We start from the raw sequence: 23,732 nt of genomic DNA on the forward strand, positions 1-23,732 counted from the left end.
CGTCACCCTCACCTCCCACGCGCCACCTTGGGTGCGAATGGTGAGGTCGCCGATTTTCGGGTCAAGGGGTTATGACCCCTTGAAAAATATCTATTTCTAAAGCTTCACGTCCTGCTCCAACCCGACACGGATCGGCGGCAGCACATCGCGGCCCGCAGCGCCCTTCTCGTCGACCAGGCCATCGGGATCGGTGTGAATCAGGATTTCGACGCCGGGGAATTCGGCCTCGAGGCGATGCTCGATGCCGTCCATCACCCGGTGCGCCTCACGCACGGTCATCTGCGGGTCGACCCAGATATGGAACTGCACGAAGTCCTTGTCGCCCGAGGTCCGCGTGCGCAGGTCATGGACCCCGCTGATGTCAGGAAACGTCGCCAGAAGCTGCAGGAAGCGCTGCTTCTTCTCCTCCGGCCACTCGTGGTCCATAAGCTGGTCGAGCACCTCGTCCGAAGCGCCCCAGGCCCCGTAGGCAAGCCAGGCCGCAATACCGAAGCCGAACAGCGCGTCCGCGCCCGCAACGCCCACATAGGTGTCAAGGACAAGGGCCACGATCACCGCGAGATTGAGGAAAAGGTCCGACTGGTAGTGTACGCTGTCGGTGGTGATCGCGAGGCTGCCGGTGCGGCGGATGACGTGGCGCTGCCAGGCCAGCAGCGCGAGCGTGACCGCGATTGCCGCGATCGAGACGCCGATGCCCTGCTCGGCCGCCTGGACCTCGTTGCCCACGAGCAGCCGCTCCACCGCGCGCGCGGCAATGCCCAGCGCCGAGATGACGATGAGCACGATCTGGAACAGCGCGGTGATCGCCTCGGCCTTGCCGTGCCCGAAGCGGTGCTTGTCGTCGGCCGGCTGCGCCGCGATCCACACGCCCAGCAGCGTCGCCAGGCTGGCGACGAGATCGAGCGTGGTGTCGGCAAGACTGCCCAGCATCGCGGTCGAATCGGTGCTGATCGCCGCCCAGATCTTGAGCACGAGCAGAAACAGCGCCGCCGCGATACTGGCGAACGCCGCACTGCGGGTCAGCATTGCGCGGACCTGGCTGCGTCCATCGCTCATGAATCAATTCCCATCGAAACCAGAGACATCAGGGGTAGAGCAGCGTGCTCGACCAGGGCCCCTCGCCCACCCGCTCGAAACGGCGGCGTTCGTGAAGACGGTAGGGACGGTCCTGCCAGAACTCCATGGCGACCGGCACCACGCGGTAGCCGCCCCAGTGCGCGGGGCGTTCGACTTCGCCACCCTCAAAGCGCGCGCGCACCTCTTCGTAGCGGGCCAGGAAGGTCTCGCGGCTGTCGAGCGGGGCGGACTGGTCGGAGGCGACCGCGCCGAGCTGCGAATCGCGGTGACGCGAGTGGAAGTAGGCGTCAGCTTCCGCGGGCGTCACCGGGCTCAGGGCTCCCTCGATGCGGATCTGGCGGCGCAGGCTCTTCCAGTGGAACAGCAAGGCGACGTGCGGGTTCACCGCGATTTCACCGCCCTTGCGGCTGTGGCCATTGGTGTAGAACACGAAACCATCGGGGCCATGGCCCTTCAGGAGCACCATGCGCACCGAGGGCACACCTTCAGGCGTTGCCGTTGCCAGGGCCATCGCGTTGGAATCGTTCGGCTCGGTCCCGCGCGCTTCGTCGTACCAGGCGCTGAACAGGGCAAAGGGATCGCCATCGGGGATGACTTCGCGGGTCTGTTCGGATTCCATCGTATCTCGTCCTGTTGCTGTGGCCGTAGGCTCCACGTCGCCAGCAAGGTACCACCCGTTTTGGGGGCGACCTTGATCGGCGCCACGTGGGCGCTTCGCGCCGCCGAATAGCCCGCCCCACCGCGCCTGGGAAGGTCCGGGGCGGGTATTGCAGCCACAGCAAACGAAAAAGCACCTCCCCGGCATCGCGAAGAACTTGTCGGAACGCGCTCTACAACCTAGCTAAGTGGCATTATGGCAACAGATCCTTACACCACTCTCGGCATCGCACGTGGCGCTAGCGAGAAGGACATCAAGTCCGCGTACCGCAAGCTCGCCAAGGAGCTCCATCCCGACCGGAACAAGGACAACCCGAAGGCGGCCGAACGCTTCTCGGACGTGACCCGTGCCTACGACCTTCTTTCCGACAAGGAAAAGCGCGCCCAGTTCGACCGCGGCGAGATCGACGCGGAGGGAAACCCTACCATGCCCTTCGGGGCCGGTGGTTTCGGCGGTGGCGGCGGTCATCGATCCGGCATGGGCGGCGGCGCGGGCGGTTTTGGTGGTTTCGGCGGAAACGACGGGATTGACCTTGAGGACCTGTTCGGCGGCATTTTCGGCGGCGGCGGCCAGCGCGGCGGCCCTGGAGGAATGGGTGGCGGCATGGGCGGTGGCTTTGGCGGCGGGCGTTCGCGCTCGGCCCCGCGCGGCGCCAACGTCAACTACCGCCTCTCGGTCTCGCTGACCGACGCGGCCGAGCTCGCCAACCAGCGCATCACCCTGTCCGACGGCAAGACCATCGATCTCAAACTGCCCAAGGGGGTCGAGGACGGCACCCAAATGCGCCTTTCGGGCAAGGGTGAGCCGGGTCCGGGCGGCGCGGGCGATGCGATCATCACCATCTCCATCGCGCACCACCCCTATTTCGAGCGCGACGGCGACGACCTGCGCCTCGACCTGCCGATCACCCTCGACGAGGCGCTCAGCGGCGCGAAAGTACGCGCGCCCACCGCATCCGGCGCGGTCATGCTGACGGTTCCGGCCGGTTCCAGCTCGGGCAAGACGCTGCGTCTCAAGGGCAAGGGCATGACCCGCAAGGACGGCACGCGCGGCGACGAGCTCATCCGTCTCGAAATCACCCTGCCCGAGGGCGACGAGGATCTCGCCAAGCGCCTTGAGGGCTGGAAGGATGCCCGCAACGTGCGCGAACGCATGGGGGGCTGATCCGGGAGCAGCTGATGCGGGAGACGGGTAAGTTCGGCTTGTCCCTCCCCGGCCTCCCTCGCGCGCAGCGCGGTCTCTTCTGGCTCCGATCCGGACCCTCCGGCACCGATTTTGCGCGCAAATCGGGCGCTAGTCCTTGCCCAACGCGCAAAACTCACCTAAGTCGGGCCGGTACGGCCGCTCCGCGAAGGGGCGGCCCTTATTGTTTCCGCCGGAGATAGAGACATGAGCCAGCCCACTCCGCTGATGCCGCACGCGACCGCCTCGTGGCTGGTCGACAACACGGCGCTCTCGTTTGAACAGATCGCGGATTTCTGCGGTCTGCACATGCTTGAAGTCCAGGCCATGGCCGACGATCTGGCCTCGGCCAAGTACACCGGCCGCGACCCCGTGCGCGCGGGCGAGCTGACGATGGAAGAGATCGAGAAGGGTCAGGCGAATCCGGAATACCGTCTGCGCATGCACCGCGCACCGGTAACCGTCAGCCGCACCAAGGGCCCGCGCTACACGCCGGTGTCCAAGCGCCAGGACAAGCCCGACGGCATCGCCTGGATCCTGCGCAACCACCCCGAGGTCTCGGACGCGCAGGTCGGCAAGCTGATCGGCACGACCCGCAACACCATCGCGGCAATTCGCGACCGTTCGCACTGGAACATCGCCAACATCACGCCCAAGGACCCGGTCACGCTGGGCCTGTGCTCGCAGCGCGAGCTGGACGCGATGGTCTTCAAGGCCGCCAAGAAAGCCGGTATCGAGAACGAAGGCGCGACCGACGAACGCCTCGTCGATGACCGCCAGGCCCTCATCGAGGAACTGCGCGCCGAACGTGACGCCGCCGCCAAGGCCGCCAACGAGGCCGCGCAGGAGGCCGAAGCCGCCGCCTGGCTCCAGGCCAAGCGCGCTGCCGAAGCCGAGGAACGCGGCGAGTAAGCTGGTCCCGCACACACGAATACCAAAAAGGCCCGTACGAAAGTGCGGGCCTTTTTCGTCGGTAAGACAAAGAAAGAAAGTATTGATTCAAGGGGCCATCGCCCCTTGACCCCAAAATGGGCGACCTCGCACTTCTCAGCCAAGGCAGCGCGCGGGGCGTGAGCTAGACAGTTTTGGGAGCCCGAGGGCGATGGCCCTCGGAACTTACTTCACGCCAGAACGGAGTCCTTTTCCTCGTCGGCGACGACTCCGATCGCAGGCGGCATGCCACCGCCGTTGGGCGCCAGACGTCCCTCGATGCGCGCGCCCTGTTCGACCGTGAGCGTGTCGTAGGCGACATCGCCCTCGATCTTGCCCGAGGCGAGAATGACGATCTCGCGCGCAGCGACAGTGCCGCGAACAGTGCCCGAGATACGCACGCTATCGGCCTTGATCGCGCCGGTGATCTCGCTCTCAACGCCCTGCACCAACGCAGCGCAGGTGATGTCGCCGGTCACCCGGCCATCGATGTGCAGATCGGCGCTCGCCTCGATGTCCCCGGTGATGAGCGTGTCGCTGCCGAGCACGGAAAAGGTCGCAGAGCCGCTCGAACGCGAAGTGGCAACGGGCTTGGGCATGGGATCGGCCTTACTGCTTTTGAACATGGGCGGAGGCCTCGAGGAAGGGACGTGGATTGACCGGCTTTCCGTTGAGGCGCACTTCGAAGTGGAGGTGCGAGCCGGTGGAACGGCCGGTGCTGCCCATCAGGGCGATGGTCGAGCCGGCTTCCACCTTGTCACCGACCTTGGACTTGAAACGCGAAAGGTGCGCATAGCGGGTCATCAGGCCATTGCCGTGACGCACCTCGATGCAGTTGCCATAGCCGTGGCGGCGCCCGACGAAGGTCACCTTACCCTTGGCCGCGGCGTAGATCGGCGAGCCCAGCGGTCCGGGAAAGTCGAGCCCGGCGTGGAAGGCCGCGCCGCCCGTGAACGGGTCCGAGCGGTAGCCGTAGCTCGACGACACATAGGCCACCGAGGCGGGCTTCACCTGCGGGATCGAGGCAAGGCCGTTCTCCAGCGCATCCATACGTGCAAGGCTGGCGCCCAGACGCTGGAAACGCGGATCGACGCTTCCATCGGCACGGGTCGCGAGTTTGATCAGCGGACCACCGCGCGCCGAAGCGCGGCTTGCAGGGGCATTGGCCACCATGGTCATGGGATTGAGACCCAGCTTGCGGATCGCCGCGCTCGCGCTTTCGGCGCGGCGGTCGGCGTAGCGGGTGAGATTCTCGACGAAGGCGATCTGGCGCGCTTCGAGTCGGGCCAGTTCGCTCGCCTCGGGAACGGCCGCGCTGACCTTCTCGATCGTGCGCTTGGCTTCCGCGTCGCTGTTGGAGACGGTCTCACCGGCCTTGGTGTCGCGCGGAAGGTCACCGATGTGGGCCTCGACCATCTGTTCGATGAACTTCTGGCGGCGGGCGAGATCGGATGCGACCTCGTCGATGCCTTCGCGGTAATTCTCGACGCGGTCCTCGGCCCGGGCGACCCTGGCCTCGCGGCTGAGCAGTTCGGCCTCTTGCGACGACGCGCTCATGCGCTCGATCGCGACAGCGCCCATCGACCCGAGCCAGACGGTGGCAAGCGCACCAGCGGCGCCCGCGGCGACCATCTGGGTCCGCGACGAAATCCGGATGAAATGGACATGCCCCTGAGAACGCATGATAAATTCGCGATCCGGGAAGCCTGCCCGCAGGCGCGACCATAGCGCCCTGACAGATGTAAGCTTCAAAACGACCCCACGCTGTGGCTTATTACCAGTCCCCGGCAGACCGGCTAGCAGGGGAGGGTTAACAAGGCGAATCGAGCCGCCCCGCACCATGTGCATTTCAGGGTGAACCGTTCATCGAAAGCGATGAACCGAAGGAACCATTTCTGCTCCCAGTCCTTGTTTGAGTAATGCGCACAAGATTGCACATTCATGAATGTACACTTCGTACAAACCCTAGGTGAACGCCGAAAAACCGGCGCAGGCGGACCAGTCTGGCCCCCTGCTTGCCGGGCGCGACCGTGACACACTGCAATACAGATGGTAGGCCGCACCCTATGACAGTTGAAACTCTTTCCGCCGACAGCAACGCTGTCGAAACCCCCGAAGCCCTCGTCGCCCGCATTGCCGCCGACGGCCGCGCCGCCCAGCGCGTGCTCGCCCGCATGAGCGATGCGCAGAAGGCCGAGGCCCTGCGCGCCGCCGCCAAGGCGCTGCGCGCGGATGAAGCCGCAATTCTCGAAGCCAACGCCAAGGACATCGCTGCTGGCGAGGAGAAGGGCCTCTCGGGCGCCATGCTCGACCGCCTGCGCCTCGACGCTGATCGTCTGGCCGGGATCGCCGATGCGGTCGACCAGGTCGCCTCGCTGCCCGATCCAGTCGGCTCGGTGATCGAGGAAACGAGCCGCCCAAATGGCCTCAAGATGAGCCGCGTGCGCATCCCCATCGGCCTCATCGGCATCATCTACGAAAGCCGGCCCAACGTGACCGCGGACGCGGCCGCGCTGTGCTTGCGCTCGGGCAACGCCGCACTTCTGCGCGGCGGCAGCGAGGCGGTGCATTCCAACCACGCGATCCGCGCCGCCTTCGCCAAGGGCCTGGAAGAGGCGGGCATTCCCGCCGCCGCGATCCAGCTCGTGCCGACCCAGGACCGCGCGGTCGTGGGCGCCATGCTCACCGCCGCCGGCCTCATCGACATGATCGTGCCGCGCGGGGGCAAGAGCCTTGTCTCGCGCGTGCAGTCGGACGCCCGAGTGCCCGTGCTCGCGCACCTCGACGGGATCAACCACACCTACATCCACTCCGCCGCCGACCCCAAGGTCGCCAAGGAGGTCGCCGTCAACGCCAAGATGCGCCGCACGGGCATCTGCGGCGCGATGGAGACTCTGCTGCTCGACGCGCAGTTCCCCGGTTCGGCCGAGGTCGTCTCGGCGCTGATCGAGGCGGGCTGCGAACTGCGCGGCGATGCCCGCGCCCGCTCGCTCGACTCGCGCATCCTCTCGGCCGACGAGGCTGACTGGGATACCGAATACCTCGACGCCATCGCCTCGGTCGCCGTGGTGGACGGCCTCGACGCCGCGCTCGACCACATCGCCGCGCACTCCTCGGGCCACACCGACGTCATCATCACCAAGGATGACGAAGCCGCCGAACGCTTTCTCGCCGAAGTCGACAGCGCGATCGTCATGGTCAACGCCTCGAGCCAGTTCGCCGACGGCGGCGAGTTTGGCCTGGGCGCCGAAATCGGCATCGCCACGGGCCGCCTTCACGCGCGCGGCCCGGTCGCCCTGGAAGGCCTCACCACCTACAAGTGGCAGGTACGCGGAACCGGACAGGCACGTCCCTGATCCGGGCGCCCCGCGGCGCTGAAACGGACTGTACAAGCGGCCGCGAGCTTTGCAGCTTCGCGGCCGCTTTCCTATCTGAAGACCATGGAATCAGCCCCATGATCCGTCAAAGGCAGAAGAGGAAATGACCTTTTCAAGGGATCATCACCCCTTGCCCCCAGAACCGGCGACCTCACCTTTCTCGTCTCTGGTGGCGTGCGTAAGGTGAGGCAGACCGTTCGGGGAGCCCGAGGGCAATGGCCCTCGGTTTCATCTTTCGGATTGTTTTTCGATTTCTGGGAATTCGGATTGCGCAGAAGCTCAACCCTATAGATCCGAACCGATCCCCCCTTCTCAAACTGAGTTCAAGGAGCCCGCTCCCATGAAGTACAACCGCCTCGGCCGCACTGGCCTGCTCGTTTCCGAACTGTGCATGGGCACGATGACCTTTGGCGAGAGCGAGGGGATGTGGTCAGTCATGGGTGGGCTGCAGCAGGACGCGGTGAACGGCCTCGTGCGCCAGGCCCTCGATGCGGGCATCAACTTCATCGATACGGCCAACGTCTATTCCGAGGGGCGCTCCGAGGAAGTGACCGGCAAGGCGCTGAAGGATCTTGGCATTTCGCGCAGCGAAGTCGTGATCGCAACCAAGGCGCTGGGCCCCATGGGCGAAGGCGTCAACCAGCGCGGCGCCTCGCGCTACCATCTCATGGACCAGATCGATGCAAGCCTGGCCCGCATGGGCCTCGACCATGTCGATCTCTACCAGATTCACGGGTGGGACCCGCTGACGCCGGTCGATGAAACCCTGCGCGCGCTCGACGACATCGTGCGTTCGGGTCGGGCCCGTTACATTGGCGTTTCGAACTGGGCGGCCTGGCAGATCGCCAAGGCACTGGGCATCTGCGAGCGCCTCAGCCTCCACCGCTTCGCCTCGCTCCAGGCCTATTACTCCATCGCCGGACGCGACCTCGAGCACGAGATCGCGCCGATGCTGGAGAGCGAAGGGCTGGGCCTGATGGTCTGGAGCCCGCTCGCCGGAGGCTTCCTCTCGGGCAAGTACACCCGTTCGGGAGAGGCCGAGAGTGGCCGGCGCACCAGCTTCGACTTCCCCCCCGTCGACAAGGAGCGCGCCTTCGACGTGATCGAGACGATGCAGGCGATGGCCGCCGACAAGGGCTGCAGCGTGCCGCAGATCGCGCTCGCCTGGCTGCTCGCCAAGCCCGCCGTCACCAGCGTGATCGTGGGCGCCAAGCGGCCCGAGCAGCTGGCCGACAACCTGGGTGCAAGCGACCTCGAGCTCACTGCGGACGAGATGGCCACGCTCGATTCAGCGATGCCGCGTAGCCCCATCTATCCGGGCTGGATGATCGAACGTCAGGGCGGCTACCGCCAGGGCGCCAAGGCGGGCGAGGCACCCCGTTCGTGATTCGGATACGGCGATGACGAGACAAGGCCCCGTCACCGGCCTTCTGGGCGGCAGTTTCAATCCGGCGCACGGCGGTCACCGGCGCATCAGCCTCTTTGCCCGCGAGGCCTTGGGGCTCGACGAGGTCTGGTGGCTGGTCTCGCCGGGCAATCCGCTCAAGTCCGCGAAGGACATGGCGCCGCTCGCCGCGCGCTACGCCTCGGCCCGCGCGCAGAGCCGCCGAGCGCGGATTCGCCCGACCGCGATCGAGCGCGAACTGGGCACCCGTTTCACTGCCGACACGCTGCGCGCGCTCGTGCGGCGCTACCCCAAGCGGCGCTTCGTCTGGCTCATGGGGGCTGACAACCTCGCGCAATTCCATAAGTGGAAAGACTGGCGCGGCATCGCGCGCACCATGCCGATTGCGGTTATCGCCCGTCCGGGGTATGATGGCCTTGCTTTCGCGAGCCCCGCGATGGCCTGGTTCAGGCGCTACCGGACGCCCGTTGCCAGTCTCAGACGTCCGGTGAGATGGAGCGCACCCGCGCTGGTGACATTGCGATTCGACCCCGATACGCGGTCGGCCACGGATATCCGCAAGGCCGATCCGGACTGGGCCCGGAAGTCCCTGAACGGCCAATCCGGCCACAGGCTTTCGCGCGATGCCGTCACGCACCGCCCCATTGGTGGAGATGCTGCGTGAGCAAGGCGCCCCGCCTTTCCCGCGTATCTTCCGGCCAAACCCGCAAAACCGATCGTGCTTCCAGCCTGGCCACCCTTTCGGGGTGTCTGCGCCGGTCCTGCATGGTCCCCTGAAAGGAGCAGTAAACCCCTAGATGCCACAGGCACATGTACAGCCGGTGCCGACCGGCGAAACGCCCCCGGCCGTGACGGACAACGACGATCCGCTTCTGGCCGTAGTCCTGCAGTCGCTCGACGACGATCAGGCGCAGGATCTTGTGACGATCGACCTTGAAGGCAAGTCGAGCATCGCCGACTTCATGGTCATCGCGTCTGGCCGTTCGACCCGCCAGGTCGCCGCCATGGCGCAGAAACTCGGCGAAAAACTGAAAGCAAACGGCTTCGGCAACCCCCGCATCGAAGGCCTTCCGGCCGCCGACTGGGTGCTGGTCGATGCTGGCGGCGTGATTGTCCACCTGTTCCGTCCCGAAGTGCGCACGTTCTACAATCTGGAGCGCATGTGGGGCTTTGACGGACCGTCCGGCGCGGCCTGAGGCCGCCCGCCCACGCCGAAGACGATCACCCGGCCCGCTGACAGGGCCGGACAACCGCGAAGGGATTGCCGCAGGGTGCGTGGACGCACGCCCGTGCGCCAACCTGCCCTTTGCGCCTCTGGTGCCGCGCGCTTGCACGCCCACCGAGGGCCAATCCTTCCCACATGGGGGCAGGGCTGTTCACATGCGCCCCGGCGCTCTAGAACGCGCGCCATGCTCCTTCACATCATCGCGCGCGGCAAGATCGCCCGGTCACCCGAGGCCGAACTGCTCGAACGCTACGCCAAGCGCCTGACCTGGCCCTTCAAGCACACCGAACTGCCCGATGTCGGCGGCAAGATTCCCGCGCCGGTGCAAACGCCTGTGCGCGAGGTTCTCCTCGATGAACGCGGCAAGGCAATGTCGTCCGAAGACTTCGCTGCCCTCCTTGGCCGCTGGCGCGACGACGGGGTGCGCGAATGCCGCTTCCTGATCGGTGCGGCGGATGGCCACGGCGACGAAGCCCGCGCCAGGGCCGACCACCTGCTGTGCTTTGGCAAGATGACCTGGCCCCACCTCATGGCCCGCGCGATGCTGGCCGAGCAGCTCTTTCGCGCGACCGCGATCCTGTCCGGGCATCCCTATCACCGCTCGGGGTAAGGCAGGGATTTGATTCAAGGGACCATCGCCCCTTGACCCCGGAATCGGCGAGCTCACCATTCTCAGCTCAGGTCGCGCGCGGAAGGTGAGCCAGACAATTTGGGGAGCCCGAGGGCGATGGCCCTCGGATTCATCCTTCTGCCTGTCAGATTCCGTCCTGAAATTTCAGGCCCTTCAATCTCATGGCTGAACGCCCTTAGGGCTATTTGCCTTTCCGATTCCCATGGCTCTTCGCCATCAGGAACATCGCCACGGGCATCAGGCAGCCAGCAAGAAATCCGATCCCTGCGCCCCACATAGACCCGCTGTTGCCCCCGAGAATCGCTCCGAGGATGGCGCCGACCACGAACAGGACGGCGGGCATGAGGCACCCGATGGCAAACATGTATGGTCTTCACTTCTATCCGCTTCTGCGCGCGCAGATAGGTATTTTCCTGAGAATGTCAGCCCTTGCGCCGCCACTCCCCCTTCCGCCCTGCTCCGCTCTGGCCTAGGAAACCGGGAATGACCCGCACGCTGCGCCTGTTCCTGATCTCCGGCATCGCCGCCGCAGGCCTGCTCGCTGGCCATGCGCTGTCGCAGACGGATCCCTTCTCCGACGCCGCCCCCAGGCTCGATGCCGCGAAGACCCGAGAGCAAATCCGCGCCGCCGAGCGCGAGGGGGCCGAGGTGCGCAAGCGCGCCGAAGCGCTGGAAAAGCGCGCCCGCGCCGCCTCCGAAGCGGTCGAGAAGACTGCCCGCGAGGCCGCCGCGCTCGCCGCGCGCATCCAGGAAAACGAGGCCGAGATCGCGGTGCAGGAAGGCAAGGTCGCGCTGGTGACTGCACAGCGCCGGGAGCTGCGCGAGCGCCTCGCCACGCGGCAGGGTCCGCTCGCCCGGCTGACCGGCGCACTCCAGCGCCTCTCGCGCCGCCCCACCCTGCTGGCGCTGCTGCGCCCGGGATCGGTGCGCGATGCGGTCTACATGCGCGCCCTGTTCGACACGATGCTGCCCGAAGTCGAGAAACGCACCGTGGCGCTGCGTCGCGAGATCGAGGAAGGCCGCAAGCTTGAACGGCAGGCCCAGGCCGCTGAAGCAAACTTGCGCAAGGCCCACCAGGACATGCTGGCCAAGCGCAAGGAACTGGCCGCGCTTGAAACCCGCCAGCGCCTTGCGAGCCATGAAGTCGGTGGCAACGCCGCGCGCGAAAGCCGACGCGCCCTGGCGCTTGCCGAACGCGCGAATGACCTTGGCGATCTGGTCGCGGCAATGGATTCGCGCGGACGGCTGCGCGACGAGCTGGCCGCCCTGCCCGGCCCGCTCATGCGCCCCGCCGATCCCAATGCGCCGCGGGTCATCGACGCCTCGCAGTTCGTGCCGCCGCCCGAAGGCCTGTCGAGTTGGAGCCTGCCCGTCATGGGCCGCCTCGTTACAGGGTTCGGAGAAGATGCGCCGGGCGAGATTCGCGCCCGCGGCATCACGCTTGCGACACGGCCCAACGCGCAGATCGTGGCGCCCGCTGCTGGACGCGTCGCCTTTGCCGGGCCCTACCGGGGGCACGGGCGCATCGTCATCCTGGAGCACGACGGCGACTGGATTTCACTGGTAACGGGCCTGGCCCGACTCGACGTGGAGGTCGGCGAGACGCTCGTTGCCAGCGCACCTATGGGCATTGCCGGAGCGCGCGATCCTGAAGTCATGGTCGAATTGCGGCGCGGCGGGGAGCCGGTGAACCCGCTCCAGTTCATCCGCGAACTCTGACGGCAGAATCCCTCAGCCTCCGGGCATCAGGCGACAGATGCGCGAGTGCCCCTTCCACAGCTCGACCTCGTGCTCGAGCGAGGCGTTGCGGGTCTGCAGAAACGCATCCGAGACGCTCACCGCCTTGAAAGCCTTGCGCCGTCCGGGGCCTCCGGCTGCGTCGGGAAAGACCATCGTGTATTTCTGAAGGGCCATTGTCCTCGTTCCCTGCCATCGGCCATGCGCAAGGATGTGTTCATCCTGTCCCTGCCATGAACGCCGGGTTGTCCCTCGTTCAATGCGAAGCGCGCAGCTTTGGTTCCCCGGCCCTGCCCCTCCAAATGCCTGCAAACGCGTTTATATGGGAGGGACGCGCAATTGCGTGAGAGGAGCGCCCCCGGTAGGGTGCATCCACAAACCGGCGGTGGCCACGGCCCCGCCACGAAGAAGAGGCAGACGCCCGATGAAGTTCGCACCCCTGATGCGCGCCGCCCTGCTGGTTTCGGCCGTTGCCGCCGTGCCCGTCGCGACATCCGGCCTTGCCGCGCTCGACAGCCAGGTGAACCCCGAGTTCGACAAGCTGTTTCATATCTACGCGCTGATCAAGGACAACTACGTCGACCAGGTCGATGATGACAAGCTCCTGAAAGGCGCGATCGACGGCATGCTGGCAAGCCTCGACCCGCATTCCAACTATCTCGACGGCCCGTCGCTGCAGCGCCTCGAGACAATGATCGACGGCAACTATTCCGGGCTCGGCCTCTCGGTCGTGGAAGAGGACGGGGCGGTCAAGATCATCTCGCCTTTCAAGGGAAGCCCCGCCGACAAGGCGGGCTTGAAGGCAGGCGACTACATCACCCACCTCGATGGCGTGCTCTACTACGAGCGCGACCTCGACGAGGCGGTCTCCAAGATGCGCGGTCCTGCGGGGAGCTCGATCACGCTCACGGTCTACCGCCCGGGCCGCGACGAGCCCTTCGACGTGACCGTGACACGCGGCGTGATCGAACTGGAGCCGGTGACCTGGGAGCTCAAGGAGAACGTGGGCTACATCTCGGTCAACGAGTTCTCGCGCGATGTCGGCAACGACGTCGCCAAGGGCATCGCCGATCTCAAGAAGCAGGCGGCGACCACCGGCACCGGGCCGCTGGTCGGCCTCGTACTGGATCTGCGTTCCAATCCGGGCGGATCGCTCGACGAGGCTATCGCGCTCTCCGACATCTTCCTCGAGAAGGGCGTGATCGTCTCGCAGCGCGGCCGCCGCGCCAGCGAGAACCAGTACTACCGCGCCGAATCGATGTTCAAGGGCGATGCCGTGAAGGGCCTGCCCATCGCGGTCCTCGTCGATGCAGGCTCGGCTTCGGCCTCCGAGATCGTCGCGGGCGCCCTCCAGGACCAGCACCGCGCGGTCGTCATGGGCGAGCGCACCTTCGGCAAGGGCTCGGTGCAGTCCTTCCTGCCCCTCGACCGCGAGAGCGCGATCAAGCTGACGACGGCGCGTTACTATACGCCGTCGGGCCATTCGGTGCAGGAAGGCGGGATCGAGCCGGACATCGAAGTGCCCCAGCTTTCCGACCCAGACGCGCGCCGCCGCGCCGAGCGCGCGGTGCGCGAGTCCGACCTTCGCGGCCACCTCATCAACGAGGCCGGGCTGGAGGACAAGGACCTGGAGAGCGACAAGACCACCGATCCGCGCTTCTCGGCCACGCCTGAGGAGCTGGAGGAGCAGGGCATCGAGGACTTCCAGCTGCACTACGCGATCTCGACGCTCCAGCGCACTGCAGGCAAACCCGCCGCGCTGGCCGCCGTCGCCGCCAAGCCGGTTCCAGCCAAGACACCCACTCCCGAAGCCGCGGCCAAGCCCGCCGCCTCCAAGCCCAAGAAGAACTGAGACCTTCGCGCCATGAGCGTTCCCGTCCCTGCCCCCGTGCGCGCTGCACGCGCCCTCGCCTTCCTCGTGCCCGCAGGGCTCCTGGGCGGTGCGTACATCAGCCAGTACGTCTTCGGGCTCTATCCATGCGAGATGTGCTGGTGGCAGCGCTACCCGCACTTCTTCGCGCTGGCCCTCGCGGCCCTCGCCTTCGCGCGCGCGCCGGTCCGCCCGCTTGTCGCGGTGGCCGCGCTGGCGATCCTCACCTCCGGCCTGATCGGCGCGTTCCACGCAGGTGTCGAGCTGGGCTGGTGGGAAGGCGTGACGTCCTGCGCCACAACGGCGGCGGGCGGTGGCAACCCGCTCGATGCGATCATGGCCGCCCCGGTGATCCGCTGCGACGTCGTGCAGTTCAGCTTCCTCGGCGTCTCGATGGCAGGCTGGAACTTCCTCATTTCGACCGCCTCGGCGCTCGCCATCCTTTTCCTGATCGGCTTTGGCAGAAAGGCCTGAACGACATGACTTCTCCCTCCCGCCGGGCGCTGGCCCGCGAAGCGCTGAGCGACCGCATGATCCGCGTGGACCAGGCTGGCGAGTACGGCGCGGTGCGCATCTATGCCGGGCAGATGGCCGTCATGGGCAACCGCACAGCGCTCTCGCAGGAAGTCGTGCACATGGCCGAGCAGGAAGAGGTGCACCGCGAGCGCTTCGATGCGTTCATCGCCGAGCGCGGCGTGCGCCCGACGCTGCTGCAGCCGATCTGGAAGGTCGCGGGCTTTGCGCTGGGCGCTGGCACCGCGCTGATCGGCCCGGAAGCAGCCATGGCCTGCACCGCCGCGATCGAGACCGAAATCGACAAGCACTACACCGAACAGCTCGACGAACTTGGCGAAGATGACCCGGAGCTGGGCGCAGCGATCCGCCAGTTCCGCGACGAGGAGCGCGAACACCGCGATACCGCGTTGGCTTCGGGCGCGGAGAAGGCCCCCGCCTATCCGCTCCTGTTCAACGCGATCCGCATGGGCTGCCGCGCGGCGATCAAGCTTTCGGAACGAATCTGAACGCGCCTGCATTTCCGGACAGGAGAGAGGAATGGAACTCGCCCCGTCCGTCGGGGTGTCGTTCCCCGTCCTTGCCGGGTATAGAACGAGAATGGCGGAGCACATCCGCCGCAAACTGGAGTTCGAGACGATGACCCGCCTTCTGACCGCCGCTGCAGCGCTTGCCACCCTGGGCGCAGGGCTCTCCCTCGGCGCCGTCCCCGCCGCCGCGCAGGACGAAGGCGGCGACCGCGTGAACCAGGTCATCGTCTACGGCGAAGACCCCTGCCCGCAGTCCTCCGACGCCGAAATCACCGTCTGCGCGCGCAAGCCCGAGGAAGAGCGCTACCGCATTCCCGCCCCGCTGCGCGGTGTCGACAACCCCACCTCGCAGGCCTGGACCAACCGCGTCGAGGCCTACGAGACGGTCGGCGCCTTCGGCACGCTGAGCTGCTCGCCGGTAGGCCCGGCCGGCCAGGAAGGCTGCACCCAGCAACTCATCAACCGCGCCGCCTCGGAGCGCGACAACGGCAGCGACGTGCGCTTCTCCGAACTGATCGCCGAGGAACGCGCCAAGCGCCTCTCAACCATCGATTCCGAGGCCGAAGCCCAGCAGGAACGCGTCGAGGAAGCCGAAGAAGCCTACTTCGCCCGCCAGCGCGCGCAGGAAGAGGCTGAGGACGCCGAGACGCCGCAGCCGTAAGAAGGAAGGAGGATTTCCGAGGGCCATTGCCCTCGGGCTCCCCAAACCATCGACCTCACCTTTCGCCCGCCACGTTGGCTGAGAACCGTGAGGTCGCCGATTCCAGGGTCAAGGGGCGATGGCCCCTTGAATCATCTCCTCTACTTCTCAACCCACGAAAAAGGGGCCGGAACGTCACCGTTCCAGCCCCTTTTTCGTGTGCGTGTTCCCAACTCAGCTGAGCGCGATGTCGGGAGCGTCTTCCTGCTTCATGCCGACCAGGTGGTAGCCCGAGTCGACGTGGTGGACTTCACCGGTCACGCCCGAGGACAGGTCCGAAAGCAGGTACAGGCCCGCGCCGCCCACGTCATCGATGGTGGTGTTGCGACGCAGCGGCGAGTTCAGCTCGTTCCACTTGAGGATGTAGCGGAAATCGCCGATGCCGCTCGCGGCCAGCGTCTTGACCGGCCCGGCCGAGATCGCGTTGACGCGGATGCCCTTGGGGCCAAGATCATTGGCGAGATACTGCACCGAGGTCTCAAGCGCGGCCTTGGCCACACCCATGACGTTGTAGTGCGGAACGACCTTTTCCGCGCCATAGTAGGTCAGCGTCAGGATCGATCCGCCTTCCGCCATCATCGGCATCGCGCGCTTGGTGACGGCAACCAGGCTGTAGGCCGAAATGTTCATCGTCATCAGGAAGTTGTCGAGGCTGGTATCGTAGTAGTGGCCCCGCAGCTCGCTCTTGTCCGAGAAGCCGATGGCGTGCACCACGAAGTCGATGGTCTCCCAGCGCTCGGCGAGCGTGGCAAAGGCGGTGTCGAGCGCGTCCATGCTCGACACATCGCAATCGATCAGGAAGTCGCTGCCCAGGCTCTCGGCCAGCGGCTTCACACGCTTGAGCAGGGCATCGCCCTGGTAGGAAAAGGCGAGCTCGGCGCCCTGTTCGTGCAGCTTCCTGGCAATACCCCAGGCCAGCGACTTGTCATTGGCGAGGCCCATGATCAGGCCGCGTTTACCCTGCATCAGACCGGTCATTCGTTGTCTTCCCGTGTTTCGTTGTCGCATGCACCATCGGTGCGCGCGCCTGAATCGCCCCTGTCTCGATCTTCGGGCGATTCCGCAAGTGCTGCATTCAATTCCGCCCCGACGACCATCCCTAAGCCGACCAGCCAGAAAAAGAAAAGTGCGATCATCACCCCGGCGAGGCTTCCATAGGTGAGATCGTAGACGAAAAAGTTGCGCAGAACGCGCGGGAGCGCCCAGGCCACGAGCAGCCACCATCCGGTGACAAGCGCGGCACCCGGCCACTTGGGATATTCGCGCGCCTGATAGCGGCCCGGCGTCAGAAGGTAAATAAGCCCGTAGATCGAGCCGAACAGGGTCAGTGCGCTGACGCTGCGGGTCACGAGAATGCGGTCGAGAACCCCGTCGAGCCGGGGGAACAGGATCGCGACGATCTCCTGCATGGCGCTGATCAGCACTTGCGAGGAAAGCGAGACGAGCAAAAGCAGCACCGAGCCGAAGATGAGTCCGGTCGAATAGAGGCGATAGTGCCAGTAGGCCCGACTCTTGGGGCTGCCATAGGCGCGATAGAGGATGTCGCGGATCGTCTCGATGAGGCTGGTCGCGGTCCACAGGCCAAAGAGCCCCCCCACCCACAGGAGCCAGCCATGGCGCGCGGCCACCACGTCGCGCGCGACAGGGGCGAGAACCTCGGACACGCGCGGGGGCATGGCCAGAAGCACCGTGTCGATCGAGGCATCGAGCCGCCCGGCCTCGCCCAGCACCGAGAAGATCGCGGCCAGGCAGATGAAGAAGGGAAAGAGCGCCAGCAGTGTCATGTAGGCGAGGTTTCCGGCGTGGATGAACCCGTCGTTCCACGCCCCCGTCAGCACCCGGCTTGCGATCGCGAAACTACGCGTGCCAGGGCCCGCGCGCCGGCGCAAGGTCGCGGCAAGGCCCGGATCGGCGGCCTGCCCAGCCTGCGTCCGCTCCGTTCGCGGGCGCCCATGGTGTGTCGGGGGGTCGGTTTCCACGCCCACTTGATAGGGACGGAAGGCCCCGTATTCAAACCCGATTGCGCACTATGCACGCCAAGCCAAGCGGCGCGCCGACATCGCGATCAGGGCGCATCCATGGCGACGAAACCCGGAAGAGCGGCCACACGGTGCAACCAGGCGCAGGTCGCGGGGTAGTCGGACAGGCGAAAACCACCCGCCTCGGCAACATGGGTGTAGGCGAACAGGACAATGTCGGCGAGCGAGACCGCCTCGCCCACGAACCAGTCACGCGTGGCCAGATGCTCGTTCATCTGGCGCAGGGCCTCCTCGCCGCCCGCGCGCTTCATCAGGATCTGCTCACGCTGCTGGGGCGCCAGATTGGCTTCGCCCACGTAGAGCAGCCAGAAGCGCAGCGTCGCGATGTTGGGCTCGTGGCTGTACTGTTCAAAGAACATCCAGCGCAGCATTTCCGCGCGCGCGAAACGGTCCTCGGGGATCAGCCCCACCCCTTCCGCACCCTCGCCCCCATCGGCCAGGTACCAGCAGGCCGCGTTGCTCTCGGGCAGGAAGCGGGTGCCCACCTGCAGGACAGGAATGCGCCCATGGGCATTGATCTTGCTCAGAAAATCGGGCGTGCGGGTCTCACCGCGCAAAATGTCGTAATCGACACGCTGCAGGGGCAGGCCCAGCAGGGCGGCGGTCAGCCGGATCTTGTAGCAATTGCCGCTACGGGGATCCTCGTGGAGAACCAGTTCTTCGCGCATGGCGCATCCTTTCCCGCTTCGGGTCCTTGGCCCGCAGATCCCGGCCGATGGTCCTCAGACCTCCAGGACGATCTTTCCGACGTGCCCACCCTCTTCCATATGACGGTGCGCTGCGGCGGCCTCGGCAAGCGCAAAGCGACGATCCATGACGGGCCGCAGCTCGCCCGAAGCCACCAGCGGCCAGACCTGGGCGCGCAGTTCCTGGGTCAACAGCGCCTTGAACGTGTCCGAACGCGCGCGCAGCGTCGAGCCGGTGAGAGTGTAGCGCCGCATCATCACGATTCCCATGTTGATCTGCGCCTTGGCCCCGCCCTGGATGGCAATGGTGACATGGCGGCCGTCCATCGCGAGGCATTTGAGGTTGCGCGGCACGTAATCGCCCGCGACCATGTCGAGCACGACATCGACGCCGCGCCCCTGCGTGATCGCCTTGACCTCCTCGACGAAGTCGCTGGCCTTGTAGTCGATGGCATGGTGCGCCCCGATCTCCTTGGCCCGCGCGCACTTCTCGGGCGAGCCGCAGGTGACGATCACGGTCAGGCCGAACAGGCGGCCCAGGCGCGTCGCCATCGACCCGATGCCGCTGGTCCCGCCATGGACGAGAAGCGTCTCCCCCTCGCGGGCATGGCCGCGTTCAAAGACGTTGTGCCACACGGTAAACAGCGTTTCGGGAAACGCGGCAGCCTCCTCCATCGCCAGCCCCTCAGGCACCGGCAGGCAGTGGTCGGCGCGCGCCAGGCAATAGGTGGCATAGCCTCCCCCGCCCACCAGCGCACAGACCGCATCGCCCAGCGCCCAGTCGGTCACGCCTTCGCCCAGCGCCGCGATCCGGCCCGAAACCTCGAGCCCGGGAAGCGGTGAAGCGCCCGGCGGCGCGGGGTAGTTGCCCTGGCGCTGGACCACGTCGGGCCGGTTGACCCCGGCAAAGGCGACTTCGATGAGGACCTCGCCGGGCCCCGCCTCGGGGACGGGCACGGTCATGCTCTGGAGAACTTCAGGACCGCCGGGCGATTCGAATCCCACCGCGGTCATCGTCTTGGGCAAAAGGGAAATCATGGGCCTCGTGTTGCCACATTCCCATAGACCTTGGGAACAGTTTTCGAAGGCATTGACACGGGCCCGTCATGGTCCGATGCTGCTGGCAATGGACGACGACGAGCGACCTCGCCCCCCGGCGTCCGAACAGAAGTTCGGCGCGGCCAGTCTCCTCTCCCAAGAGAGTCTGGACAGCTACTCGCTTGATGAACTCGACGCCCGTAAAGCGCTCTTGGAAAACGAGATTTCGCGGATCACCGCGCACCGTGCACAGGCGGCCTCGCATCGTATCGCGGCCGAAGCGCTCTTTGGAAAATCCCCTGCCTCCGCAACGCCCCCGGTAACGGCGGGCGACGGTCCCGGCACACCGCCCGATCCATTCAGGCCGCAATCATGAATGCCGCCTCAGGATCAAGATCGGTTGCACAACGCGACCTCGTAAGCGTCCTGAGACTGCCTATATTGAATTTGCAACGACGATCCATCACCCTTCACCCGCAAGAGGAGCTATCCTCCAACTGGAAAGAGTCCTAAATGCCCAGTTTCGCCCAAAGCCTTGAAAAGACCCTGCATTCGGCCCTGTCCCATGCGTCGGAGCGCAGCCACGAATACGCGACGCTCGAGCACCTGCTGCTCGCGCTGATCGACGACACCGACGCGGCGCAGGTCATGCAGGCATGCGGCGTGGACCTCGGCGACCTGGGCGATGTGGTACGCCAGTACCTCGACCAGGAATACCAGTCGCTCAAGACCGAGGACAAGGGGGACCCCTCGCCCACAGCCGGGTTCCAGCGCGTGATCCAGCGTGCGATCCTCCACGTCCAGTCCTCGGGCAAGGACACCGTGACCGGTGCCAACGTGCTGGTCGCCCTGTTCTCCGAGCGTGACAGTTACGCAGTCTACTTCCTGCAGCAGCAGGACATGAGCCGCCTCGACGCGGTGAGCTACATCAGCCACGGCATCGGCAAGGGTGGCAAGCGCATCGAGGACCGCAGCGCCAAGGGCACCGAGGACGCCGCGCCCCAGCCCGAGGAAAAGGCCGAGACCAAGTCCGCGAACAAGAAGGACTCCGCGCTCGACCAGTTCTGCGTCAACCTCAACGACAAGGCGCTGAACGGCAAGGTCGACCCGCTGATCGGCCGCGGCCCCGAAGTGGACCGCACGATCCAGATCCTGTGCCGCCGCTCCAAGAACAACCCGCTCTACGTCGGCGATCCGGGCGTGGGCAAGACCGCCATTGCCGAAGGCTTGGCGCGCAAGATCGTCGAGGACGAGGTCCCCGAGGTCCTCTCCGAGGCGGTGATCTATTCGCTCGACATGGGCTCGCTGCTGGCGGGCACGCGCTACCGCGGCGACTTCGAGGAACGCCTCAAGCAGGTCGTCTCCGAACTGGAGAAGATGCCCCACGCGATCCTCTTCATTGATGAGATCCATACCGTGATCGGTGCTGGCGCGACCAGCGGCGGCGCGATGGATGCCAGCAACCTCCTGAAGCCCGCGCTGTCGGGCGGCACGATCCGCTGCATCGGCTCGACCACCTACAAGGAATTCCGCAACCACTTCGAGAAGGACCGCGCCCTGCTGCGCCGGTTCCAGAAGATCGACGTGAACGAACCCACGGTGGAAGACACGATCAAGATCCTCAAGGGTCTGCGCTCGGCCTTCGAAGACCACCACAAGGTCAAGTACACCCCCGATGCGATCAAGACCGCGGTCGAGCTCTCGGCGCGCTACATCAACGACCGCAAGCTGCCCGACAAGGCGATCGACGTGATCGACGAGGTGGGCGCGATGCAGATGCTCGTCCCGCCCAGCCGCCGCAAGAAGACGATTGGCGCGCGCGAGATCGAGCAGGTCATCGCAACGATGGCACGCATCCCGCCCAAGTCGGTGTCGAAGGACGACAAGAAGGCGCTCGAGAACCTCGAACGTGACCTGAAGCGCGTCGTCTTCGGCCAGGACAAGGCCATCGACGTCCTCTCGACCGCGATGAAGCTCAGCCGTGCGGGTCTGCGCGATCCGGACAAGCCGATCGGCTCGTTCCTGTTCTCGGGCCCCACCGGCGTCGGCAAGACCGAGGTTGCCAAGCAGCTGGCCTCGATCATGGGCATTCCGATGCAGCGCTTCGACATGTCCGAGTACATGGAGCGCCATTCGGTCTCGCGCCTGATCGGTGCGCCTCCGGGCTATGTCGGCTTCGACCAGGGTGGCCTGCTCACCGATGCCATCGACCAGCAGCCGCACTGCGTGCTCCTCCTCGACGAAATCGAGAAGGCGCACCCGGACCTGTTCAACATCCTCCTGCAGGTGATGGACAACGGCAAGCTGACCGACCACCACGGCAAGACCGTCGACTTCCGCAACGTGGTCCTCATCATGACCACCAACGCGGGCGCTTCGGACATGGCGCGCAACGGCATCGGCTTTGGCGATATCTCGAAGGCGGACGCGGGCGAGGAAGCGGTCAAGAACCTCTTCACCCCCGAATTCCGCAACCGTCTCGATGCCATCGTGCCCTTCGCCTACCTTGCCAAGGACACCATCAGCCGCGTCGTCGACAAGTTCATCCTCCAGCTTGAGCTCCAGCTGGCGGACCAGAACGTGCACATCCAGTTCGACGCGGATGCCCGCGCATGGCTGGGCGACAAGGGCTATGACCGCCTCTACGGCGCGCGTCCGATGGGCCGCGTGATTCAGGAGAAGGTCAAGCAGCCGCTCGCCGAGGAACTGCTCTTCGGCAAGCTCGCCCACGGCGGCGAGGTCCACGTGACGGTGAAGGACACAAGCAGCCTCAACTTCGAGCTGACCCCGTCCGCGCCCAAGGTCTCCAAGACCCGCAAGCGCAAGCCGGCCACGAAGAAGGTGCCGCCCAAGACGACCGATCCGGACTCCTCGGCCGATCCCAAGCCCGAGGCCAGCTCGGACGACTGATCCGGTCCGGCGCGACCGATCCCCAACGCATCACGAAGAGCCCGGCCTCCCGCGAGGTCGGGCTCTTCTGCGCTTGGAAGCCTATCCGCGAGGCGATCACTCCCACCCGTTCGGGCCGCCCCCCGCCCAATGCCCATAGCCTGCCCCCACACGACCAACGGGGGAACCATGCACATTTCCAAGATCCTGATCGCCGGTACTGCACTTGCAGGCACGGCCCTGTCCCAGCCGGCCTTGGCCGGGGAAAGCGGCCCTGCCGACATGGTGGCGATTCCCGCCGGGACCTTCCTGATGGGCTCGACCAAGGCCGAGACCGACGCCGAACAGGCCCTCACCCACCACACCGGCCTTGCCGTCGACGATGATTTCGCACCGCGCGAGAAGCCGCAGCACGAAGTGCGCGTGCCCGCCTTCGAGATCGCCGCCACCATGGTCACACGCGGCCAGTTCGCCCGCTTTGTCGCGGCGACCGGCTACACCGCCAAGGGCTGCTACGCGTACCTCGGCACCAGGTACGGCATGCGCGAGGACGCCGACTGGCAGTCGATCGGCTTCCCCCAGTCCGACCAGCACCCGGTCACCTGCGTCAACTACGACGATGCCAGCGCCTATGTATCCTGGCTCTCGCAGGAAACGGGCACGCAATACCGCCTGCCGACCGAGGCCGAATTCGAGTACGCCACCCGCGCAGGCACCACGACCTCGCGCTACTGGGGCGACGACATCACCCTGCAGTGCGCCTATGCGAACGGCGCGGACATCACCGTACAGGAACGCGACAGCGACTGGATCACGGCCCAGTGCCATGACGACTACTACGGCCCCTCCCCCGTCGCGACCTTCGCGCCCAACGCCTGGGGCCTCTACGACATGATCGGCAATCTCTACCAGCTGGTCGAGGACTGCTGGCACGACACCTACGAAGGCGCCCCCAGCGACGGCAGCGCCTGGACCGATGGCGCAAAGGACGGCTCGGCCTGCGAAATGCACCCGATCCGTGGCGGCTCGCACAGCCCGCACCCGGGCTCGATGCGCTCGGCCAGCCGGGTGATGACCAACGCGACCCGTTCCGCCTTCGTGGGCTTCCGGGTGGCGCGTTCGGTGGATTGAGAAGGAGGCAGTAAAGGCTTTCCGAGGGCCATCGCCCTCGGGCTCCCAAAACTGTCTGCCTCACCTTTCGCACGCCAACTTAGCGGAGAAAGGTGAGGTCGCCCATTTTGGGGT

24 protein-coding genes are annotated in these 23,732 nt (G+C 66.0%); 15 read left to right on the top strand and 9 right to left on the bottom strand.

Features of this window, described 5'->3' with window-relative positions:
• Positions 1-96 precede the first annotated feature (96 nt).
• Positions 97-1,056, bottom strand: a complete 960-nt coding sequence (locus LC060_RS18000; RefSeq protein WP_226638056.1) for a cation diffusion facilitator family transporter — start codon at positions 1,054-1,056, stop codon at positions 97-99.
• A 28-nt stretch (positions 1,057-1,084) separates the two neighbouring features.
• Positions 1,085-1,696, bottom strand: coding sequence for a pyridoxamine 5'-phosphate oxidase (gene pdxH, locus LC060_RS18005; protein WP_226638058.1), 612 nt, complete (start codon positions 1,694-1,696; stop codon positions 1,085-1,087).
• 234 nt (positions 1,697-1,930) lie between these two features.
• Between pdxH and LC060_RS18010 the strand changes: the two genes are divergently transcribed.
• Together LC060_RS18010 and LC060_RS18015 are read left to right on the top strand one after the other, a co-directional pair.
• Positions 1,931-2,899, top strand: coding sequence for a DnaJ C-terminal domain-containing protein (locus LC060_RS18010; RefSeq protein ID WP_039389998.1), 969 nt, complete (start codon positions 1,931-1,933; stop codon positions 2,897-2,899).
• Between the two features lie 225 nt (positions 2,900-3,124).
• On the top strand, positions 3,125-3,829 hold the full coding sequence (locus tag LC060_RS18015) for a DUF1013 domain-containing protein (protein ID WP_039389995.1): 705 nt from the start codon (positions 3,125-3,127) through the stop codon (positions 3,827-3,829).
• A 209-nt stretch (positions 3,830-4,038) separates the two neighbouring features.
• On the opposite strand, the gene LC060_RS18020 is transcribed toward LC060_RS18015, so the two are convergent.
• Together LC060_RS18020 and LC060_RS18025 are read right to left on the bottom strand one after the other, a co-directional pair.
• Positions 4,039-4,473 carry a bactofilin family protein gene (locus LC060_RS18020; RefSeq protein WP_413465133.1) on the bottom strand — a complete coding sequence of 145 codons (435 nt, stop codon included), beginning with the start codon at positions 4,471-4,473 and terminating at the stop codon, positions 4,039-4,041.
• Positions 4,457-5,530: a M23 family metallopeptidase gene (locus LC060_RS18025; RefSeq protein ID WP_226638060.1), complete on the bottom strand. Its 1,074-nt coding sequence runs from the start codon at positions 5,528-5,530 to the stop codon at positions 4,457-4,459. The genes LC060_RS18020 and LC060_RS18025 overlap by 17 nt, the downstream gene beginning before the upstream one ends.
• Positions 5,531-5,913: 383 nt before the next feature.
• On the opposite strand from LC060_RS18025, the gene LC060_RS18030 reads away from it, so the two are divergent.
• The 6 genes from LC060_RS18030 to LC060_RS18055 all read left to right on the top strand — a co-directional run bounded on the left by LC060_RS18030 (position 5,914) and on the right by LC060_RS18055 (position 12,204).
• On the top strand, positions 5,914-7,203 hold the full coding sequence (locus LC060_RS18030; RefSeq protein ID WP_226638062.1) for a glutamate-5-semialdehyde dehydrogenase: 1,290 nt from the start codon (positions 5,914-5,916) through the stop codon (positions 7,201-7,203).
• A 361-nt stretch (positions 7,204-7,564) separates the two neighbouring features.
• Positions 7,565-8,611, top strand: a complete 1,047-nt coding sequence (locus LC060_RS18035) for an aldo/keto reductase (protein WP_226638063.1) — start codon at positions 7,565-7,567, stop codon at positions 8,609-8,611.
• Positions 8,612-8,624: 13 nt separating this feature from the next.
• The gene (locus tag LC060_RS18040) at positions 8,625-9,293 is read left to right on the top strand and encodes a nicotinate-nucleotide adenylyltransferase (protein WP_226638065.1); all 669 of its coding nucleotides are present in this window, start codon (positions 8,625-8,627) and stop codon (positions 9,291-9,293) included.
• Between the two features lie 133 nt (positions 9,294-9,426).
• Positions 9,427-9,825 (top strand): ribosome silencing factor, encoded by a 399-nt coding sequence (gene rsfS / locus LC060_RS18045; protein ID WP_199904354.1) that lies wholly within the window; start codon positions 9,427-9,429, stop codon positions 9,823-9,825.
• Between the two features lie 213 nt (positions 9,826-10,038).
• Positions 10,039-10,464, top strand: coding sequence for a 23S rRNA (pseudouridine(1915)-N(3))-methyltransferase RlmH (locus tag LC060_RS18050; protein WP_226638067.1), 426 nt, complete (start codon positions 10,039-10,041; stop codon positions 10,462-10,464).
• Between the two features lie 504 nt (positions 10,465-10,968).
• A complete protein-coding gene (locus LC060_RS18055) occupies positions 10,969-12,204 on the top strand; it encodes a murein hydrolase activator EnvC family protein (RefSeq protein ID WP_226638069.1) in 1,236 nt (411 codons plus the stop codon).
• Between the two features lie 12 nt (positions 12,205-12,216).
• On the opposite strand, the gene LC060_RS18060 is transcribed toward LC060_RS18055, so the two are convergent.
• Positions 12,217-12,399 (bottom strand): hypothetical protein, encoded by a 183-nt coding sequence (locus LC060_RS18060; RefSeq protein WP_039389976.1) that lies wholly within the window; start codon positions 12,397-12,399, stop codon positions 12,217-12,219.
• A 247-nt stretch (positions 12,400-12,646) separates the two neighbouring features.
• Between LC060_RS18060 and LC060_RS18065 the strand changes: the two genes are divergently transcribed.
• From LC060_RS18065 to LC060_RS18080, 4 genes are all read left to right on the top strand, one after another.
• Positions 12,647-14,074 carry a S41 family peptidase gene (locus tag LC060_RS18065; protein ID WP_226638070.1) on the top strand — a complete coding sequence of 476 codons (1,428 nt, stop codon included), beginning with the start codon at positions 12,647-12,649 and terminating at the stop codon, positions 14,072-14,074.
• A 12-nt stretch (positions 14,075-14,086) separates the two neighbouring features.
• Positions 14,087-14,566, top strand: coding sequence for a disulfide bond formation protein B (locus tag LC060_RS18070; RefSeq protein WP_226638072.1), 480 nt, complete (start codon positions 14,087-14,089; stop codon positions 14,564-14,566).
• Between the two features lie 5 nt (positions 14,567-14,571).
• Positions 14,572-15,114 (top strand): demethoxyubiquinone hydroxylase family protein, encoded by a 543-nt coding sequence (locus LC060_RS18075; RefSeq protein ID WP_226638074.1) that lies wholly within the window; start codon positions 14,572-14,574, stop codon positions 15,112-15,114.
• A 130-nt stretch (positions 15,115-15,244) separates the two neighbouring features.
• Entirely contained in the window at positions 15,245-15,796 is a 552-nt protein-coding gene (locus LC060_RS18080; RefSeq protein ID WP_226638241.1) for a hypothetical protein, read from the top strand.
• A 213-nt stretch (positions 15,797-16,009) separates the two neighbouring features.
• Here LC060_RS18080 and fabI read toward each other — a convergent pair whose 3' ends face one another.
• The 4 genes from fabI to LC060_RS18100 all read right to left on the bottom strand — a co-directional run bounded on the left by fabI (position 16,010) and on the right by LC060_RS18100 (position 19,598).
• The gene (fabI, locus tag LC060_RS18085; protein ID WP_226638076.1) at positions 16,010-16,813 is read right to left on the bottom strand and encodes an enoyl-ACP reductase FabI; all 804 of its coding nucleotides are present in this window, start codon (positions 16,811-16,813) and stop codon (positions 16,010-16,012) included.
• Positions 16,810-17,814, bottom strand: coding sequence for a YihY/virulence factor BrkB family protein (locus LC060_RS18090; protein WP_319005446.1), 1,005 nt, complete (start codon positions 17,812-17,814; stop codon positions 16,810-16,812). Before LC060_RS18090 ends, fabI begins: the two co-directional genes overlap by 4 nt.
• 86 nt (positions 17,815-17,900) lie before the next feature.
• Positions 17,901-18,542 (bottom strand): glutathione S-transferase family protein, encoded by a 642-nt coding sequence (locus LC060_RS18095; RefSeq protein WP_226638077.1) that lies wholly within the window; start codon positions 18,540-18,542, stop codon positions 17,901-17,903.
• A 54-nt stretch (positions 18,543-18,596) separates the two neighbouring features.
• Positions 18,597-19,598 carry an NAD(P)H-quinone oxidoreductase gene (locus LC060_RS18100; protein WP_226638080.1) on the bottom strand — a complete coding sequence of 334 codons (1,002 nt, stop codon included), beginning with the start codon at positions 19,596-19,598 and terminating at the stop codon, positions 18,597-18,599.
• An 88-nt stretch (positions 19,599-19,686) separates the two neighbouring features.
• Here LC060_RS18100 and LC060_RS18105 point away from each other — a divergent pair, with 88 nt between their 5' ends.
• The 3 genes from LC060_RS18105 to LC060_RS18115 all read left to right on the top strand — a co-directional run bounded on the left by LC060_RS18105 (position 19,687) and on the right by LC060_RS18115 (position 23,618).
• A complete protein-coding gene (locus LC060_RS18105) occupies positions 19,687-19,974 on the top strand; it encodes a DUF1192 domain-containing protein (protein ID WP_319005447.1) in 288 nt (95 codons plus the stop codon).
• Positions 19,975-20,111: 137 nt separating this feature from the next.
• Positions 20,112-22,508, top strand: a complete 2,397-nt coding sequence (gene clpA / locus LC060_RS18110; protein WP_226638082.1) for an ATP-dependent Clp protease ATP-binding subunit ClpA — start codon at positions 20,112-20,114, stop codon at positions 22,506-22,508.
• A gap of 168 nt (positions 22,509-22,676) precedes the next feature.
• Entirely contained in the window at positions 22,677-23,618 is a 942-nt protein-coding gene (locus LC060_RS18115) for a formylglycine-generating enzyme family protein (RefSeq protein WP_226638084.1), read from the top strand.
• Positions 23,619-23,732: the final 114 nt, after the last annotated feature.

It is taken from the genome of Novosphingobium profundi (assembly GCF_020524485.1).
GTDB lineage: Bacteria > Pseudomonadota > Alphaproteobacteria > Sphingomonadales > Sphingomonadaceae > Novosphingobium > Novosphingobium profundi_A.

Coding starts and splice junctions, on each gene's coding strand:
- LC060_RS18000 (WP_226638056.1), bottom strand. CDS start 1,056: ATGAGCGATGGACGCAGCCAGGTCCGCGCAATGCTGACCCGCAGTGCG.
- pdxH (WP_226638058.1), bottom strand. CDS start 1,696: ATGGAATCCGAACAGACCCGCGAAGTCATCCCCGATGGCGATCCCTTT.
- LC060_RS18010 (WP_039389998.1), top strand. CDS start 1,931: ATGGCAACAGATCCTTACACCACTCTCGGCATCGCACGTGGCGCTAGC.
- LC060_RS18015 (WP_039389995.1), top strand. CDS start 3,125: ATGAGCCAGCCCACTCCGCTGATGCCGCACGCGACCGCCTCGTGGCTG.
- LC060_RS18020 (WP_413465133.1), bottom strand. CDS start 4,473: ATGTTCAAAAGCAGTAAGGCCGATCCCATGCCCAAGCCCGTTGCCACT.
- LC060_RS18025 (WP_226638060.1), bottom strand. CDS start 5,530: ATGCGTTCTCAGGGGCATGTCCATTTCATCCGGATTTCGTCGCGGACC.
- LC060_RS18030 (WP_226638062.1), top strand. CDS start 5,914: ATGACAGTTGAAACTCTTTCCGCCGACAGCAACGCTGTCGAAACCCCC.
- LC060_RS18035 (WP_226638063.1), top strand. CDS start 7,565: ATGAAGTACAACCGCCTCGGCCGCACTGGCCTGCTCGTTTCCGAACTG.
- LC060_RS18040 (WP_226638065.1), top strand. CDS start 8,625: ATGACGAGACAAGGCCCCGTCACCGGCCTTCTGGGCGGCAGTTTCAAT.
- rsfS (WP_199904354.1), top strand. CDS start 9,427: ATGCCACAGGCACATGTACAGCCGGTGCCGACCGGCGAAACGCCCCCG.
- LC060_RS18050 (WP_226638067.1), top strand. CDS start 10,039: ATGCTCCTTCACATCATCGCGCGCGGCAAGATCGCCCGGTCACCCGAG.
- LC060_RS18055 (WP_226638069.1), top strand. CDS start 10,969: ATGACCCGCACGCTGCGCCTGTTCCTGATCTCCGGCATCGCCGCCGCA.
- LC060_RS18060 (WP_039389976.1), bottom strand. CDS start 12,399: ATGGCCCTTCAGAAATACACGATGGTCTTTCCCGACGCAGCCGGAGGC.
- LC060_RS18065 (WP_226638070.1), top strand. CDS start 12,647: ATGAAGTTCGCACCCCTGATGCGCGCCGCCCTGCTGGTTTCGGCCGTT.
- LC060_RS18070 (WP_226638072.1), top strand. CDS start 14,087: ATGAGCGTTCCCGTCCCTGCCCCCGTGCGCGCTGCACGCGCCCTCGCC.
- LC060_RS18075 (WP_226638074.1), top strand. CDS start 14,572: ATGACTTCTCCCTCCCGCCGGGCGCTGGCCCGCGAAGCGCTGAGCGAC.
- LC060_RS18080 (WP_226638241.1), top strand. CDS start 15,245: ATGACCCGCCTTCTGACCGCCGCTGCAGCGCTTGCCACCCTGGGCGCA.
- fabI (WP_226638076.1), bottom strand. CDS start 16,813: ATGACCGGTCTGATGCAGGGTAAACGCGGCCTGATCATGGGCCTCGCC.
- LC060_RS18095 (WP_226638077.1), bottom strand. CDS start 18,542: ATGCGCGAAGAACTGGTTCTCCACGAGGATCCCCGTAGCGGCAATTGC.
- LC060_RS18100 (WP_226638080.1), bottom strand. CDS start 19,598: ATGATTTCCCTTTTGCCCAAGACGATGACCGCGGTGGGATTCGAATCG.
- LC060_RS18105 (WP_319005447.1), top strand. CDS start 19,687: ATGGACGACGACGAGCGACCTCGCCCCCCGGCGTCCGAACAGAAGTTC.
- clpA (WP_226638082.1), top strand. CDS start 20,112: ATGCCCAGTTTCGCCCAAAGCCTTGAAAAGACCCTGCATTCGGCCCTG.
- LC060_RS18115 (WP_226638084.1), top strand. CDS start 22,677: ATGCACATTTCCAAGATCCTGATCGCCGGTACTGCACTTGCAGGCACG.